Here is a 14,589-nt window from a genome sequence, read left to right as displayed (position 1 = left end):
TCCGCTGGCGTCCCGCGGACCGGTGGGGTCCGCTGGAGGCGTGAGCATCCTTCCCGGCCGTGACTGGTGGACCGGACTCCCGCCCGCGGCGGGAGCCGCCGTCATGGCGACCGGCATCATCTCCGTGGGCCTGCACCTGACCGGGTACGAGTCGGTGTCACTGGTCGCGCTGGTCGTCGCCGGGGTGCTGTGGCTCGTACTCGCCGCCGACTTCACCTCCCGGCTGCTGAGCGACCGCGGGCGGTTCCGCGCCGAGGCCGACACCCCGGCCGCGCTGACGGCCGTCGCCGCCACCACCGTCATCGGGACCCGGCTCTCGCAGCAGGGCTGGCAGACGGTGGCCGCCGTGCTGCTCGCCGTGGCCGCGCTCCTGTGGCCCGGCCTGCTGTTCAACGTCGTGGGGCACTGGCGGCGGCGCATGCCGGGAGGCGCCTTCCTCGGCTGCGTGGCCACCCAGGGGCTCTCCGTCCTCGCCGCGACCCTCGCCGCCGTCGACCAGCAGGACTGGCTGGCCATGGCTGCGCTGGCCACCTTCTGCCTCGGCCTGCTGCTCTACCTGGCGGCCCTCTTCCACTTCGACCTGCGCGAGGTGGTGGGCGGGGCGGGCGACCACTGGGTGGCGGGCGGTGCGCTCTCCATCTCCGCCCTGGCCGGATCCAAGCTCACGGCATCACCCGTATGGACCGGTTCGGCGCACACCGCCCTGCGTGCTGTCACCCTGGCCCTCCTCGCCCTGTCCCTCGTCTGGTACGTCGTCCTCCTCACCGCCGAACTGCGCCACCCCCGGCCGCGCTACGACATCCGGCGCTGGGCCACCGTCTTCCCGCTCGGCATGACCGCCACCGCCTGCCTCTCGGTGGCGGAGCCGGCCGGGATCGCCTGGCTGCGCCCGCTGGGCGAGGTACTGCTCTGGATCGCCGTGGGCGCCTGGCTGCTGACCTTCGCCGCACTGGTCGCCTCGCACGTCACCGCCGGGCGCGCGGCGCCGGGCCGCTGACCGCACCCCGCGCGCCCGCTGCCCCGCGCCGTGTGGCGGGGGCTCCGACACCTCAGTAGGGTCCCGACATGGCGTACACATTCCAGGTGACCATCGACTCGGCCGACCCGCACACGCTCGCCGACTGGTGGGCGGACGCCCTCGGCTGGGAGGTGGAGCCGAGCGACGAACCGTTCATCCGCGGCCTGATCGAGGCGGGACACGCGACCGAGGACGACACCACCACCCACCGCGGCACCCTCGTCTGGAAGGTGGGCGCCGCGATCCGCCACCCGGAGGGCCTGGAGGGCGCGCCCCGCGTCCTCTTCCAGCTGGTCCCCGAACCCAAGACGGTCAAGAACCGGGTCCACCTCGACGTCCGTACGGGAACCGACGACCCGCAGGCCCTGGTCCAGCGCCTCCTCGCCAAGGGCGCCGAACACCTCCACGAGGGCCGCCAGGGCCCGAGCGTGTGGACGACACTCGCCGACCCCGAGGGCAACGAGCTCTGCGTCTCGCACTAGGGGGTGTGGCCCGCTGCCCGCAGGCCCTAACGTGGGTCCATGATCAAGATGCCTTCACGGGTCGAACTGTGCCCGCTCACCCTCGCCGACCAGGACGAATTCTGCGCACTCGTGCGGGCCAGCGCCGAGTTGCACCGGCCGTGGATGCAGCTCCCCGCGAGCGAGCCGGAGTTCGGGGACTGGATGCGCCGTTTCGACGACGGCGCCAACCAGGGTTTCCTCGTCCGCGTCCGCGAGACCGGCGCAGCCGCCGGCATGGTCAACATCAATTCGATCATCCGGGGCCGGTACCAGGGCGCGTCCCTCGGATATGCGGCCTTCGCCCCGTCCGCGGGGCACGGTTACATGACGGAGGGCCTCACCGCCACCCTCGGGTACGCCTTCACCGACCTGCGGCTCCACCGGCTGGAGGCCAACATCCAGCCGGCCAACAAGGCGTCCCTGGCCCTGGTCCGGCGGCTGGGCTTCCGCTACGAAGGGCTTTCGCCCGAGTACCTCTACATCGACGGCGGCTGGCGCGACCACGAACGCTGGGCCGTCACCGCACCGACCCCGTGGACACCCGATCCGTCCCTTCCCCCTCGGTAGCACCCGGCAGGGGGACCGCGACCGCGGCCCCGGGTGCGACGAGCGGACCGGGGGACCGGGGGACCGGCACCGCACCGGACACCGCCGGCCCCACCTACCGGCCCGATCCGAAGGAAACGGCCTAGGCTGCCCCCGTGAACGTCATCCTCTTCGGCGCGACCGGCATGCTCGGCCGGACCGTCCTGCGCGAGTGCCTGCGCGACGACTCGGTCGAGAGCGTCCTCGCCATCGGCCGCACCCCGCTCGGCGTCAGCCATCCGAAACTGCGCGAGTGCGTCCAGGGCGATCCGGCCGACCTGGTCGCCGCCGGGGTCGACCCGGCCGCGTACGACGCCTGCTTCTTCTGCCTCGGAGTCTCCTCCGTCGGCATGAAGGAGGAGGCGTACCGGCGCGTCACCCACGACCTGACGCTCGCCGTCGCCCGGCCCCTGGCCGCCGCCAATCCCGGTATGACCTTCGTCTACGTGTCCGGCGAGGGCACCGACAGCACCGAGCACGGCCGTTCCATGTGGGCCCGCGTCAAGGGGAAGACCGAGAACGACCTGCTCGAACTCCCCTTCCGCGCCTACATGTTCCGCCCCGGCATCGTCCAGCCGCTGCGCGGCGTGCCCTCCAAGGCCCGGATCTCCCGGATGGCCTACGCGGTCCTCGGCCCCCTCGTTCCGCTCGTGCGGCGGGTCGCGCCGAATCTCGTCATCACCTCCGAGGCCTTCGGCCGCGCCATGATCGCCGTCGCCACCCCCGGTACCGAGGTCCCCGGCCACATCCTGCGGCCCGCCGACATCAACCGCCTGGGTGGTGCCCCGACCAGGCATAATTGACTACCGGGCACACCCTCCCGCGCGCGAGAATGAGCCATCTCAAACCGGGAGGACCCCATGAGCCAGGAGACCCTGACTCTGCATGACCTGCTGCCCGCACAGGCGCTGGCGGACTCGATCGACGCCGGGTACGTGACCCGCAAGTCGCACCCCGAACTGCCGCTGTCCATCTACACCTACACGCGGACGGCCCAGTACGAACGCGTCTGGGACGAGGTCACCACCCGCTGCCGGGGTCTCGTCGCCGATGACAGCACCGGCGCGATCGTCGCGCTGCCGCTGCCCAAGTTCTTCAACGTCGGCGAGCACGAATCGGGTCAGCCGTACGCCCCCGCCCTCCCGGACGAGCCGTTCGAGGTGTACGACAAGGTCGACGGCAGCCTCGCCGTCGTCTTCCACTACGCGGGCCGCTGGCGGGTCGCGTCCAAGGGGTCCTTCATCAGCGCCCAGGCGACCTGGGCGCAGCGCCGGCTCGACGGCCGGGACACCGCGGCCCTGCGCCCCGGTACCACCTACCTCGCGGAGATCCTGTACCCGCAGAACCGCATCGTCGTCGACTACGGCGAGCGCCGGGACCTCGTCCTGCTCGCCGCCTTCGGCCAGGACGGCACGGAGGTGCCGCTCGCCGAGGCCGCGTCGCACTGGGAGGCGATCGGTTCCGTCGTCACGGTGTGGCCCGCCATGCCCATCGACGAGCTGATCGCGCTGACCGAGTCCAACACCCTGCCCGGCGGCGCCACCGCGACCGGCACCCAGGCGGAGGGTTTCGTGCTGCGGTTCGCCTCCGGCGTGCGCGCGAAGGCCAAGCTGTCCGAGTACGTACGCCTCCACCGGGTGCTCACCAAGGTCACCGAACGGGACATCTGGCGCGCCCACGGCATCCAGCGGTTCGCCGGCCTGCCCGCCAAGCAGGTCGCCCAGGGCCTCGGTTCGACGGTCGCGGAGATCGAGGCCTCGGGCGGCAAGCCGCTCGACGCGCTGCTCGACCAGGTGCCCGACGAGTTCGACACGTGGGTGCGCGAGGTCATCGAGCGGATCGAGGCGGAGGCCGCGCTGCGCGAGCGTGCCATCGACGAGGCGTACGCGGGACTCGCGCACCTGGGCGAGGACCGGGGCGCCTTCGCCCGCGCGGTGCAGGCACTGCCCGACCGGGAGGTCCGGGCCGCGATGTTCCTGCGCCTGGACGGCCGGTCCACGGAACTGGTCGTATGGCGCAACGTGCGGCCGGAGACGTCCGACCCCTTCACGAACGACGAGGAGAACTGACCCGTGTCCGAAGAGACACCCACCCACACGGACACGACCGAGGACGCAACCGCAAGGGGAGAAGCGACCGCGACGGCCGCTGTGGCGTCCGCGACCGGGGACGCGGACGCCGCAGCGGCCGTGGCCGCCGCCGAGGAGGCCCCGCTGCCCGTCGTCCACGTGATGACGGGCCTGCCCGCCTCCGGCAAGACCACGGCCGCGCGCGCCCTGCAGGCCGAGGCCGGAGGCCGGATGCGCCGCGTCAACCTCGACGACCTGCGCCTCATGCTCGACCTGCCGGACCCGGAACGCGGCCGCAGCTTCGCGCACGAGCAGACGGTGCTGGCCGTCCAGGACGCTGCGGTCCGCGCCGCGGTCGACGGCGGTTTCGACGTGGTCGTCGACAACACCCATCTGACCAAGCACATCCCCAAGCGGCTCAAGGCGGCCGTCGGCGGTCTCGCGACCTTTGTCGTGCACGACTTCACCGACGTCCCGCTGGAGGAATGCCTGCGCCGGGACGCCGCACGGGAGCGCCAGGTCGGCGAGGAGATCATCCGTATCCTGGCCGACAAGCACCAGAAGGCGCGCAAGGGCGGCTGGCGGCTGACGGCGGAGTGGATGAACGGCGGGGCGAGCGGCGTGGCCGCGCCGCCCGTGACCCAGTACGTGCCCGACCCGGCGCTGCCGGCGGCGGTGATGTGCGACATCGACGGCACGCTGGCGCTGACCGGCGACCGGGGCCCGTACGACTTCTCGCGCTGCGAACGCGACCTGCTCAACGAGTCGGTACGGCACGCGCTCGACGCCTTCCGGCGCGCCGACGGGGACGTGATCGTGCTGCTGTCCGGCCGCGGCGAGGAACACCGCCCGCAGACCGAGGCCTGGCTGCGGCGCCACGAGGTGCCCTACGACGAGCTGTGGATGCGCGCGGCGGGCGACACCCGCCGCGACGACGTGGTGAAGGCGGAACTCTTCGACACGCACGTGCGCCACCGGTACGCGGTCCGGATCTCGCTCGACGACCGGGACCGTGTGGTGGCGATCTGGCGCCGGATGGGCCTGCCCACCTGGCAGGTCAACTACGGCGACTTCTGAGGGGCCGGCGCCGTGGCGAGCGTGCTGATCGTGGATGCCGCGAACGTCGTCGGCTCGGTGCCGGACGGCTGGTGGCGGGACCGGCGGGGCGCGGCCGTCCGGCTGCGCGATCTGCTCGCGGGCCGGGACGGGGACGAGGAGATCATCCTCGTCGTCGAAGGAGCGGCCCGGGGCGTCGAGTCCGTCCCCGGCGTACGGGTGGACCCGGCGCCGGGGAGCGGCGACGACCGGATCGTGGAGCTGGCCGCGGCGTATGCGGAGCGCGGCTGCGTCGTGGTCACGGCCGATCGTGAACTGCGGGAACGGGTCCGGGCGTACGGCGCGGAGTGCGTGGGGCCGCGTGCCGTACGCCCGGTGGACTGACCTCCCGATCAGGTGATCAGCAGGCCTGCTGGCCTGCTGACCCGATCGGGTCAGCGGCAGTACCTCACCTCGGAGAGGTTCTTCACGTAGCGGGCGGCGACCCAGCGCTCCTTGTCGTACGCGACCTTGGGCTGGGCGTCCTGGTTCCAGTCGCTGTTCCGCTCGGCCAGGCGGTACCAGAGGCTGTTGCCGTCGACCTTGTCACCGTGCTTCTTGCAGGAGATCTCGACCCGGCTGTTCGGGTACACGTGGCCGAGGGCCTGCGCGCGGGTGCTCGGCCGGCTGCGGACCGTCAGCGGACCCTTCGACACGACCCGGCCGGTGGCGCGCTCGCCCGGGTACACGACGCCCGGCTGCGACCCGCCGACGACGATCTCACGCGGCGGCTGGTTGTCCGTCGGGCCGTCGTCCGCGACGGCGGCGCCCGCTCCGACCAGACCGAGAACCAGGCTTCCGGTGGCGAGAGCGAGGGTGGTTCTGGTGGGCTTCAGCATGAGCCGGCTCCTCTACGAAGACATCCGCCCGGCCACGACGCGCGGCGCGGGGTGGCAACCGGGTGGTCGCCAGGGACGACTATGACGAGGCCGGGCCGCACAGCCCCGGTGACGCACCGTCGTTTAACCCGATATGACCAATTTGGCCACCTGGAGTGCGCCAGAAGAGTGCGGGGGAGGGGAGAAGGGGCGTCGACCCGTTCAGGGGAGGTCGGAGCCTGTGGCGGCGCCGGCGCCCGCCAGCCGTGCTCCGGCCGCGGCTCGTACCTCGGAGGTCTCCATCGGGTCGTCGCGCAGCACGGCGATGCGTTCCACGACGTGCGGTCGATGGGGTGCCGAGGCGATGCCGAGCAACCGTGCCCGCTCCTCACAGTCCCAGAGCGACTCGGTGTACGCGTCGTCCAGCCCGGTCGGGTCGATCGCGGCAAGTGCGTGCAGGTAGTCGGCCCGTTCGTAGGAATGCGGGGTGTGCAGCCAGTAGGCCCGCAGGAGCGGAACGGCGCCGGCGGCTTCGGCTCCGAAGCGGGCCAGCCGTTTCGCCGTCTCGTCGGGGCCGCACCAGGCGCGCGCCTCCCACTGGTCGGCGAGTTCGGCCACGAGTCCCGGGAGCGCCTCGGGGCCGGGGTGGTCGGCCAGGACGTCCGTGCCCAGCCGGGCCAGCCACTCCCGCTCGTCCTCGGCCCACCCGCGGGCCGCCGGTACGGCGAGAGCTCCCAGACGGCCGACCGCCCGCCTGAGCAGGGGCAGGGGCCTGCGGCCGTCCGCGGTTCCGAGCAGGGGGACGAGCGGCACCAGCGCCTCGGCCGGTTCCCGGCCGGCCAGCGCACGCAATGCGTCGATCTTCGTGTTGAACTCCGTGCCGCCGGCGGCCAGCAGGGCGAGCAGCTCCTCGTCACCCAGCTCGCCGAGCGACGGCCGCGGCGGGAACCGGCGGCCCGGCACCTCGATCCCGAACCGGCTCCACGGCTCGAAGGACCACGGAAGCTCCTCCTCCGCGCCGATCCGGGCACGCGCGACGTCGCCCAGGTCCTCCCACCACTCGGCCGGCCAGCGGTCCGCGACCGACTCCAGTACGCGGGCCCAGCGCTCGCCCTCCCGGACGTATGCCCGAAGCCCCTCCCGGGCCTCTTCCGAACCGGCGACGGCAAGCAGTTCCAGCACGTCGACGGCCCGCGACCACTCCTCCTCGCCCCCTGCCAGCTGCTCGACGACCGGCGTCGGCGACAGCTCCAGGTCCCGGATCAGCCGTGCCTGGTAGAGGTCGCGGGTGTCGGTCTGGCCGTCCCACTTCCAGTCCCGGCGAATCCCGTCGTACACGAACGCGGCGGCCCCGTACGGATCCTGGCCCGCCCGTATCGCGCCCAGGCCGCGCCCCCGCTGCAGCAGGCCCTCGAGGCAGTCGTGGGAGGCGTAGGAAAGGGTGCCGGATGTTTCGTCGTCATGGCTCATCACCCCGCACCCTGCCGGACGGGCGAGCCGGTTGCCATGCAATATCGGGGCCCGGCCGACGCGTTGCCGGCTGCCGACCCCGCCCAGGGCGTGGCCGTTTACGCGATGAGCAGGCGGAGGCCGAGATCTGCCGCGTCAAGGCCGGCGAGGCCGCTGTTGCGCTCGGCCCACCGGCCGGACTCGAGGTCGTCGCCGAGGCTCCGTACCGCCCGCTGCTCGGCCTGCGGCCCGACCCTCGTCCACACCGACATCGCGCGGCGCACGTGGTCCTCCAGATACGCCGCCGGCCGGCGCCAGTACGCCTCGAACAGGCCGTCGGCGCAGTCCCACGGGACGGGCACCGGTTCGGCGCGGGCGCCGATCGCCTCGGCCATCCCGGCCAGCGAGGGGAAGTCCGCGAGGACGGCGGCGAACTCGGGCAGGTAGTCGCGGGTCAGCCAGAACCGGCCCTGCCATCCGGGCTCGTCGGTGTCGAACGTGAGCACCACCACCCGGCGGGCCACTCGCCGCATCTCGCGCAGCCCCGCTATCGGGTCGCCCCAGTGGTGAACGGTGGAGACGGCCATCGCGACGTCGAAGGAGCGGTCCTCGAACGGCAGGCTCTCCGCCGCGGCGGCCACGCACGGCGCCGAGCCGGGAGGCCGCTGCCCTCGCATGACCGCCGATGGCTCCACCGCTGTCACGTCGCGATCGGCGGGCTCGTAGGAGCCGGTGCCGGCCCCGACGTTCAACACCGTCCGCGCGTCCCCGAGCGCACCCCGGATCTGCGCGGCGATCCGCGGATCGGTACTCCGTGTCGCGGTGTAGGCGCCGCCGATCTCGTCGTACAGCCGGGCACCGAGCATCTGCAGTTGCTCCTCCGGTGTCACCCTCAATCCCCTTGCGCGCGCCTCGAGTTCCCTGTCGATGGCCGCCATCATGGCGTCGGCGCGATCACGCTGCTCCAGCAGCAGACCGCGTAGTCGGCGCAGGTGCGCGAGCGCGTCGGTGGAGGGGCCGCCGACCAGTTCGGCAATTTCCCGCAGCCCGAAGCCCAACCGCCGATAGGCCAACACCTCCCGCAGCCGCTCCACGTCGCCCGCGGAATAGGCCCGGTACCCGGCCGGGGTCCGCGCCGACGGCCGGACGAGCCCGATCTCGTCGTAGTGATGCAGCGTGCGAACGCTCACCCCGGCCAGCCCGGCCACGCGCCCCACGGTCCAGTGATCCTCCACGGCACCCACTGTGCGGCCTGACGCCACGTGAGGGTCAAGAGGTCAAGAGGCCCTGCTCACGGACCGCCCTGCGCTCGTCGGCTCGCGCCTGGCAGGTACGGAGGCGTAGGCATTTCAGGTTCGCGGTGCCAGGTAGTGCCGTGCGCCGAACGGTCACGTGATCGGCTGCGAGGTGCCGTCGGGCAGTGCGCAGGTGTAGCCGGCGTAGGGGCGCGAGGTGACCTGTCCGCCCGCGGCCGTGCACTCGTCCCTGGTGATGTTCGGAGACGAGGCGGCCTCCGCACTGACAGCGCCGAGGGCGCTCGTACCGGCAAGGGTCGCCGCGGCCAGGGCGAGGCCCAGGATTCTTCGTATGCGCATGACTCCTCCTCCGCTCAGGCGCCTCCGTTCGGCCTTCGGGAAGGGCACATCTCAGGACGACGGCGCCCTACTACTCAGCATGGGCGCTCCCCATCAGGCCCGCGAGGCGAGGCCGTGCGCGGGGAGCCGCGCCCGGGGGGCCGAACGCGGACGGTGACCAACCCGCCCCGCAGAGGCATACGTCCGGGCCGCGGCCGGGCCGACGGGGACGATCTCCGGCCCGCGGGGCGCGGCTGCGAGGCGAGGGCGGAGCGGGAACCGTCCGGCGGCGTACGCCGCTGGTGACGGCGTGTGCCCGAATCGAGCGCAGAGTGCTGGTCGCGAAGGGGAACCGGCGCTGGCCCCCCGCCCGGGGCGCGAACGGTCCGGTGCGACGGGCGAGCCGGGGCAGCCCGCGCGGTGGCCGCTCACAGGGGTCGGCGGCGGCAGCGCTCAGCCCGGTAGGCGCACCGTCATCTGCACGGTCACTTCGTCGCCCGCCGCCAGCCCCAGCGGCGTTCGGACGGCGTTCTTGACGGGCAGCAGGTAGCCGCCCTCCCTCGGGAAGAGCGACGTCTCGAAGGTGACTTCGCCGATACCCGCCTCGACGGGGACGACCCCCCAGCCGTAGGTGGCCGCCGAGGCCACCTGCCGTACGTCGGCGCACTGTTCTTCGGGTACGGGGACGAAATAGAACGGCGCGGGCCCGCGCCACTCGATCACCTCACTGGTGAAGACCATGCGCATGGGGGCGGCTCTCTCCTGGGAACGGCAGCGGGAAGCGTGGCACTTCCGCTCACCCTATGCGGCCCCGACCGGCGGCGTCGTGGGCCTCGTTCACCATGACGGTCCGTTCGAACCTGTTCCTGAGGGGCAGGGGTGCCGAGTCTGCACGAGGGCCCTCGCGCGGAACCCGTTCCCCCTCGCACACACGTGCGTGACCTGCGTTAGTCTCTCCGGGCGCAGGAACGGACCGTAGACGTCGACGGGGGAGCAGTGTCCTACTCGGAACGCTGGCAGGAGCTGTTCGGACCGGCCGACGGCGGGCCCGCGATGAGGCTCGCCTCGGCAGCCCCCGACCCCGGGACCGGCGGCGGCGGAACCGACGGCCTCACGCACAGCAAAGGCCCCTGGACCAGCGCCTCCGGCACCGCCGGCGACCTGCGCACCAGCACGGAAAAGAGCCGCGCGGCGCTCGGCCCCGGCCACGAGGGCATCGACACGGGAGCCGCCGGCCTGAGCTCCGTCGCCGCCCTCAAGAGCGTGCTGACGTCCTGGGAGGAACGCCTCCGGGCGGTGCGGGACGAGTGCGAGCACCTCAAGGGCAGTCTGCTGACGGTCGCCAAGGAGATGGGCGAGACGGACGCCGCCATCGAGACGTCCTTCAAGGGCGTCGACGGCGCCGCCAAGGCGGACGAGAAGCGATGACCGGAACCCTCACCTGGCAGCGGCTGCGCGACCTCAAGACCTCCGAGTTCACGGAGGCGGGCGACAAGTGGCACGAGGTCTCGGACCGCTCGGACTCCGACCGCGTACGGGTCGACCGCGCGATGTCCGCGAAGCTCCGCGAGACCCAGGACAGCGAGTCGGCCGAGGCGGCCCTCGGCAAGCTCCAGCGCCTCAGCCGCAACTTCCAGTACCTGCACACCGAGTGCGGGCTCGTCCGTACCGCGCTCAACGGGCTCGCCAGCGACCTCGCCGAGCCGCAGAGCCAGTTGAAGCAGGCCCTCGCGGACGCCGCCGCACTGAACTTCACCGTCCACGAGGACGGCTCCGTCAGCTACCCGGCCACCGAGGTCGAGGACCTGACCGGCGCGAAGAAGCCGGCGCCGGGCAGTACGGTCCAGGGCAGCTCCCGCCTCCCCCTGGAACCACCCGGCCTCGGCTCCCACGCCCAGTCACCGCTCTATCCCGGCTACACGGGCTTCAAGCCGCTGAACCCGAACGCGGCCAAGGCGCAGGACGTGGCCGACCGTATCGCCCGTGCCCTGCGGTCCGCGCAGGAGATAGACACCCGCTACGCGAAGACGCTGAGCGGACTGAAGGCGGAGAAGGGCCTCGATGTCACCGAGGCCACGCTGAGGGACGTCTTCCAGGACACCTCCGCCGTCCGTACCACCGCCGGCGGCTACCTCGGCGAGGGCGTCCCCCAGGACAAGAACCCCGCCGAACGCAAGCAGTGGTGGGACGGCCTGACCGACGAGCAGCGCCAGGAGTACCTGGAGATCGCACCCGACCTGATCGGCGGCCTGGACGGCATCCCGGCGGCCTCCCGCGACGAGGCGAACCGGAACTACCTGCCGGTCCTCATCGACGACCTGGCGCGCCGAGGCGGCGACGACGCGGAGACCAAGCTCAACGCCCTCCGCATGATCCAGGACAAGCTGAACGAGCCGAGCCGCCCGCCCATGTTCCTTCTGGGCATCGGAGACGAGGGCAACGGCCGCGCGATCGTCTCGTACGGCAACCCCGACACCGCCAAGAACGTCTCGGCGTACGTCCCCGGCCTCAGCACCAAGCTCAACGACGAGTTCGTCACGGACACGATGAAGCGGGCCCAGGACACGGCCAAGGGCGCCCAGCGCCTGGACCCGTCCAGCGCCTCGATCGTCTGGCTGGGCTACGACGCCCCGCAGAACGTGGACGTGATGTCGAAGGGCGACGCGCAGCGGGGCGCCCCGGCCTACAACCAGTTCATGGCAGGCATCTCGGCAACGAACGAGAACCCCGACCCCCACGTGACGGCCATCGGGCACTCCTACGGCTCGCTCACCGTGGGCACCGCCGCCAAACAGGCCGGCGGGATCCCGGGCGTCGACGATGTCATCCTGCTCGGCAGCCCCGGCGTGGACGCGCAGAAGGCGACGGAGCTCGGCGTGGGCAAGGAACACGTGTTCGTCGGCGCCGCCGACAACGACCCGGTCACCCACCTGCCCACGAAGGGCGAGTCGGCGCTCGGCTGGATGCTCGCGGGCCCGGCGGGGGTCGCGGTCGGACGTGACCTCTTCGACATCGACAACGACGACGTGTACTTCGGCAAGGACCCGGCGAGCAAGGCCTTCGGGGCACAGCGCTTCCTGGTCGACGACGGACCCAGAATGATCCGCGACGGCGGAGGGTTCGACGCCCACTCCCAGTACTTCACTCCGGAGAAGGACCAGACGTCGGCGAACAACATCGCCAGGATCGTCGCCGGGCACTCTGAGAAAATCGTGAGGGAAGAATACCGATGAAGCGCATCACTCGGACCGTTCGCCTGGCCTGCGCGACGGCCCTGGCCGGCGCGCTGCTCGCCGGGTGCGGGCCGTCGGGCGGCACGAAGAACGAACAAGGGGCAGTGGCAGGCATGGACATGCAGGGAGCGGCGGAGCGCGCCGACGCGATGTTCTACGACACGGTCGGGGCGATCAAGCCGGACATCGAATGGGTCCACGACACGACGACGACCGGTAGCTGCGACGTGACGCGCTACTGGACCGTGATGACGGTCGTCTCCCCCGAGCGCCGCGGCAACTTCCTGGGCGTGGTCGAGAAGTTCTGGAAGGCGAACGGCTATCGGATCACCACGGTGAATCCGGACAAGGACATGCCCGAGATCGTCGCCACGTCGCCCGACGGCTTCGGCATCACCGTCCTGTTCGGCTACCAGGGGCAGGCCTTCTTCGAGGTCACCAGTCCCTGCGTGAAGAATTCGAAGGTGGCACCGCCCTCGAAGCCGGCGAACGGCCGCACGTACGAAGGCGAAACCGCCGTTCCCACCCCCAACGTCCGCTCCGACTTCTGGTCCGCCGGAACCCCGGCCCCGGGCCCCACCCCCTCGTCCTGACCACAGGCGCACGGCCCCTGCTCGACGGCGACCCGGACGACACGGGGCGCGGGTCGCGGGGCGCAGGGTGAGCGCCGCGCGGAACGAGACGAGGGCCATGACCCACCCGGCAGCACCCCAGGAGCGCATCGCACCGGATGGGTCGCGGGGTCGGCCACTGTGCCATGCACCGGCGATCACTGCCCGGGGGCGGAAAATTCCGGCCGGTGGGCGCAGCCGGCGGCCGCGCGGAGCGGCGGAAGATCGACTTACCTGACGAGGGCCGTGTCGCGAGACTGGGCAGCAGGAGATTTCCCTTGAGGAAGGCGAGGCGCGTGATGCCGGAATCGGAGGATGCTCTTGCCATCCGCCACGTCACCTAGCGGCTGATGGAGGCGCACCCCCAGCTGGACGTGATGCTGGTGCAGAGCGCGGTACGGACGGCGTACGAGGAGCTCAGGTACGCGCGTGTGCGTACCTGCCTGCCGGTCGAGAACCCCCGGCCTGGAGGGGCTGAGCCGTCTGCGACGTCCCGGCGACGAGGCCTCGCAGCCCGAGCGGGTCGTCGAGCGGCATGCCATGCGTGACTGGATCTGGGACGCGGTGGAGGAACCTCCTCAGCAGATGAGGCTGGTGGTGATGCTGCGCCCGGGCGCGCCCGCTACACGGTCCGGCCGCCGTGCAGGTGGGCCAGGAGGAGGTTGGGGTCCTTCGCCGTGACGTACGCGGCGCTCAGGACGTAGGCGGTATCGCCGCGCAGGGCGATGGAGGTGGGGTTCTGCAGGCCGTCCGCGGCGGTCAGTACGACGGAGTGGGTGCCGTCGGGCTGGACGAGGGCGACCTCGCCGGGGCCGTTGAGGGCGGCCAGGATCTGATCGCCGTGGCCGGTGAAGGCGAAGTCGTCGATCCCGGCCAGGCCGGTGGCCCGGGTCTGGACCGGGCCGGCGCGACCGTCCCGCCGTACGGGTATGCGCAGCACGGTGCCCCGGTCGAGGTTGGTGACCCACAGCGCCCCGTTGCGGATCTTCAGCCCGTTGGCGCCGAGGAATCCGCTGGAGGCCAGTTCGGGCGCGGCGGACCAAGTGCGGGGAGCGCCGCCGGTGGTGGGCACGCTCGTGATGGTGCCGAGGACGGAGTCCGTGACGTAGAGGGTCCGGGTGCGCGGGTCCAGGGCGAGGCCGTTGGGCAGGCCCGCCGCGGGCAGCGCGGCGATGCGCTGCGGCGTGCCGCCGGGGCGCAGGCGCCACAGGCCGGTCAGGTCGTCGGTGCCGGTGGCGTAGAGGAAGTACAGGGTGCCGTCGTGCGCGCGGACGATGCCGGTGGTCAGCGCGAATCCCAGGACCGGGGTGTGGATACCGCCGTCGGCCGGGGCGGGCAGGGTGGCCAGGACCCGGGTGGATCCACCGGGGATGATACGGGCGACCTGGCGGGCGGCGGCGAAAGTGACGTACGCGCTGCCGTCGGGAGCCAGCGCGACGTTCTCGGGGGTCTGGTGCCGGGCCAGGTCGAAGTGCGCGGTGATGCGCGCACAGCTCAGCGGGGCGGAGACGGCCGATGCGATGCCGGGGGTGGCCGCGACGACCGCTGCCGCGGTCAGTACGGCGGCTGCCGCGGCGGTCTTGGACAACGTGTTCCTGAACATGGTTCCTTCACCGTTTTCGGACATGCGGCAG

General features: G+C 72.1%; 17 protein-coding genes. 11 read left to right on the top strand and 6 right to left on the bottom strand.

The annotated features are described in order from the left end of the window. The first annotated feature begins 40 nt into the window (after window positions 1-40). The 7 genes from B6R96_RS02980 to B6R96_RS02950 all read left to right on the top strand — a co-directional run bounded on the left by B6R96_RS02980 (window position 41) and on the right by B6R96_RS02950 (window position 5,615). The gene (locus B6R96_RS02980; protein ID WP_257789482.1) at window positions 41-997 is read left to right on the top strand and encodes a tellurite resistance/C4-dicarboxylate transporter family protein; all 957 of its coding nucleotides are present in this window, start codon (window positions 41-43) and stop codon (window positions 995-997) included. Window positions 998-1,065: 68 nt separating this feature from the next. Continuing rightward, on the top strand, window positions 1,066-1,500 hold the full coding sequence (locus tag B6R96_RS02975) for a VOC family protein (RefSeq protein ID WP_081521450.1): 435 nt from the start codon (window positions 1,066-1,068) through the stop codon (window positions 1,498-1,500). A 39-nt stretch (window positions 1,501-1,539) separates the two neighbouring features. Beyond that, the gene (locus tag B6R96_RS02970) at window positions 1,540-2,088 is read left to right on the top strand and encodes a GNAT family N-acetyltransferase (protein ID WP_081521449.1); all 549 of its coding nucleotides are present in this window, start codon (window positions 1,540-1,542) and stop codon (window positions 2,086-2,088) included. A gap of 134 nt (window positions 2,089-2,222) precedes the next feature. Beyond that, window positions 2,223-2,909 (top strand): epimerase, encoded by a 687-nt coding sequence (locus B6R96_RS02965; RefSeq protein WP_081521448.1) that lies wholly within the window; start codon window positions 2,223-2,225, stop codon window positions 2,907-2,909. Window positions 2,910-2,966: 57 nt separating this feature from the next. Further along, the gene (locus tag B6R96_RS02960) at window positions 2,967-4,175 is read left to right on the top strand and encodes an RNA ligase (protein ID WP_081521447.1); all 1,209 of its coding nucleotides are present in this window, start codon (window positions 2,967-2,969) and stop codon (window positions 4,173-4,175) included. 3 nt (window positions 4,176-4,178) lie between these two features. Further along, window positions 4,179-5,252 carry a phosphatase domain-containing protein gene (locus B6R96_RS02955; protein ID WP_237291293.1) on the top strand — a complete coding sequence of 358 codons (1,074 nt, stop codon included), beginning with the start codon at window positions 4,179-4,181 and terminating at the stop codon, window positions 5,250-5,252. A gap of 12 nt (window positions 5,253-5,264) precedes the next feature. Continuing rightward, the gene (locus B6R96_RS02950; RefSeq protein WP_030389273.1) at window positions 5,265-5,615 is read left to right on the top strand and encodes a hypothetical protein; all 351 of its coding nucleotides are present in this window, start codon (window positions 5,265-5,267) and stop codon (window positions 5,613-5,615) included. A gap of 50 nt (window positions 5,616-5,665) precedes the next feature. Here the strand turns inward: B6R96_RS02950 and B6R96_RS02945 are convergent, their stop codons facing one another. The 5 genes from B6R96_RS02945 to B6R96_RS02925 form a co-directional block, all read right to left on the bottom strand. After that, window positions 5,666-6,109 carry an SH3 domain-containing protein gene (locus B6R96_RS02945; protein ID WP_030389272.1) on the bottom strand — a complete coding sequence of 148 codons (444 nt, stop codon included), beginning with the start codon at window positions 6,107-6,109 and terminating at the stop codon, window positions 5,666-5,668. Between the two features lie 201 nt (window positions 6,110-6,310). Then, entirely contained in the window at window positions 6,311-7,558 is a 1,248-nt protein-coding gene (locus B6R96_RS02940) for a hypothetical protein (RefSeq protein WP_081521446.1), read from the bottom strand. 98 nt (window positions 7,559-7,656) lie between these two features. Next, a complete protein-coding gene (locus B6R96_RS02935; RefSeq protein ID WP_081524944.1) occupies window positions 7,657-8,754 on the bottom strand; it encodes a MerR family transcriptional regulator in 1,098 nt (365 codons plus the stop codon). Between the two features lie 171 nt (window positions 8,755-8,925). Then, a complete protein-coding gene (locus tag B6R96_RS02930) occupies window positions 8,926-9,132 on the bottom strand; it encodes a hypothetical protein (protein ID WP_030389269.1) in 207 nt (68 codons plus the stop codon). 432 nt (window positions 9,133-9,564) lie between these two features. After that, window positions 9,565-9,858 (bottom strand): DUF1905 domain-containing protein, encoded by a 294-nt coding sequence (locus B6R96_RS02925; RefSeq protein WP_030389268.1) that lies wholly within the window; start codon window positions 9,856-9,858, stop codon window positions 9,565-9,567. 249 nt (window positions 9,859-10,107) lie between these two features. Between B6R96_RS02925 and B6R96_RS02920 the strand changes: the two genes are divergently transcribed. From B6R96_RS02920 to B6R96_RS38935, 4 genes are all read left to right on the top strand, one after another. Beyond that, complete coding sequence (locus B6R96_RS02920) at window positions 10,108-10,539, top strand: hypothetical protein (RefSeq protein ID WP_081521445.1); 432 nt, start codon at window positions 10,108-10,110, stop codon at window positions 10,537-10,539. Further along, entirely contained in the window at window positions 10,536-12,344 is a 1,809-nt protein-coding gene (locus B6R96_RS02915; protein ID WP_081521444.1) for an alpha/beta hydrolase, read from the top strand. Before B6R96_RS02920 ends, B6R96_RS02915 begins: the two co-directional genes overlap by 4 nt. After that, window positions 12,341-12,937 (top strand): hypothetical protein, encoded by a 597-nt coding sequence (locus B6R96_RS02910; RefSeq protein ID WP_078971991.1) that lies wholly within the window; start codon window positions 12,341-12,343, stop codon window positions 12,935-12,937. Before B6R96_RS02915 ends, B6R96_RS02910 begins: the two co-directional genes overlap by 4 nt. Window positions 12,938-13,305: 368 nt before the next feature. Further along, complete coding sequence (locus B6R96_RS38935; protein ID WP_443069881.1) at window positions 13,306-13,503, top strand: hypothetical protein; 198 nt, start codon at window positions 13,306-13,308, stop codon at window positions 13,501-13,503. Window positions 13,504-13,577: 74 nt separating this feature from the next. On the opposite strand, the gene B6R96_RS02900 is transcribed toward B6R96_RS38935, so the two are convergent. Next, window positions 13,578-14,558, bottom strand: coding sequence for a hypothetical protein (locus B6R96_RS02900; RefSeq protein ID WP_081521442.1), 981 nt, complete (start codon window positions 14,556-14,558; stop codon window positions 13,578-13,580). Window positions 14,559-14,589 lie beyond the last annotated feature (31 nt).

The sequence above is a fragment of the Streptomyces sp. Sge12 genome, from assembly GCF_002080455.1.
Taxonomy (GTDB): domain Bacteria; phylum Actinomycetota; class Actinomycetes; order Streptomycetales; family Streptomycetaceae; genus Streptomyces.
This window is presented reverse-complemented; position numbering and strand designations above follow the sequence as displayed.

What these genes read in the sequence shown, in the direction of transcription:
- B6R96_RS02945 (WP_030389272.1), bottom strand. Translation starts at nt 6,109, where the DNA reads ATGCTGAAGCCCACCAGAACCACCCTCGCTCTCGCCACCGGAAGCCTG.
- B6R96_RS02910 (WP_078971991.1), top strand. Translation starts at nt 12,341, where the DNA reads ATGAAGCGCATCACTCGGACCGTTCGCCTGGCCTGCGCGACGGCCCTG.
- B6R96_RS02900 (WP_081521442.1), bottom strand. Translation starts at nt 14,558, where the DNA reads ATGTTCAGGAACACGTTGTCCAAGACCGCCGCGGCAGCCGCCGTACTG.
- B6R96_RS38935 (WP_443069881.1), top strand. Translation starts at nt 13,306, where the DNA reads ATGGAGGCGCACCCCCAGCTGGACGTGATGCTGGTGCAGAGCGCGGTA.
- B6R96_RS02915 (WP_081521444.1), top strand. Translation starts at nt 10,536, where the DNA reads ATGACCGGAACCCTCACCTGGCAGCGGCTGCGCGACCTCAAGACCTCC.
- B6R96_RS02970 (WP_081521449.1), top strand. Translation starts at nt 1,540, where the DNA reads ATGATCAAGATGCCTTCACGGGTCGAACTGTGCCCGCTCACCCTCGCC.
- B6R96_RS02975 (WP_081521450.1), top strand. Translation starts at nt 1,066, where the DNA reads ATGGCGTACACATTCCAGGTGACCATCGACTCGGCCGACCCGCACACG.
- B6R96_RS02930 (WP_030389269.1), bottom strand. Translation starts at nt 9,132, where the DNA reads ATGCGCATACGAAGAATCCTGGGCCTCGCCCTGGCCGCGGCGACCCTT.
- B6R96_RS02960 (WP_081521447.1), top strand. Translation starts at nt 2,967, where the DNA reads ATGAGCCAGGAGACCCTGACTCTGCATGACCTGCTGCCCGCACAGGCG.
- B6R96_RS02925 (WP_030389268.1), bottom strand. Translation starts at nt 9,858, where the DNA reads ATGCGCATGGTCTTCACCAGTGAGGTGATCGAGTGGCGCGGGCCCGCG.
- B6R96_RS02940 (WP_081521446.1), bottom strand. Translation starts at nt 7,558, where the DNA reads ATGAGCCATGACGACGAAACATCCGGCACCCTTTCCTACGCCTCCCAC.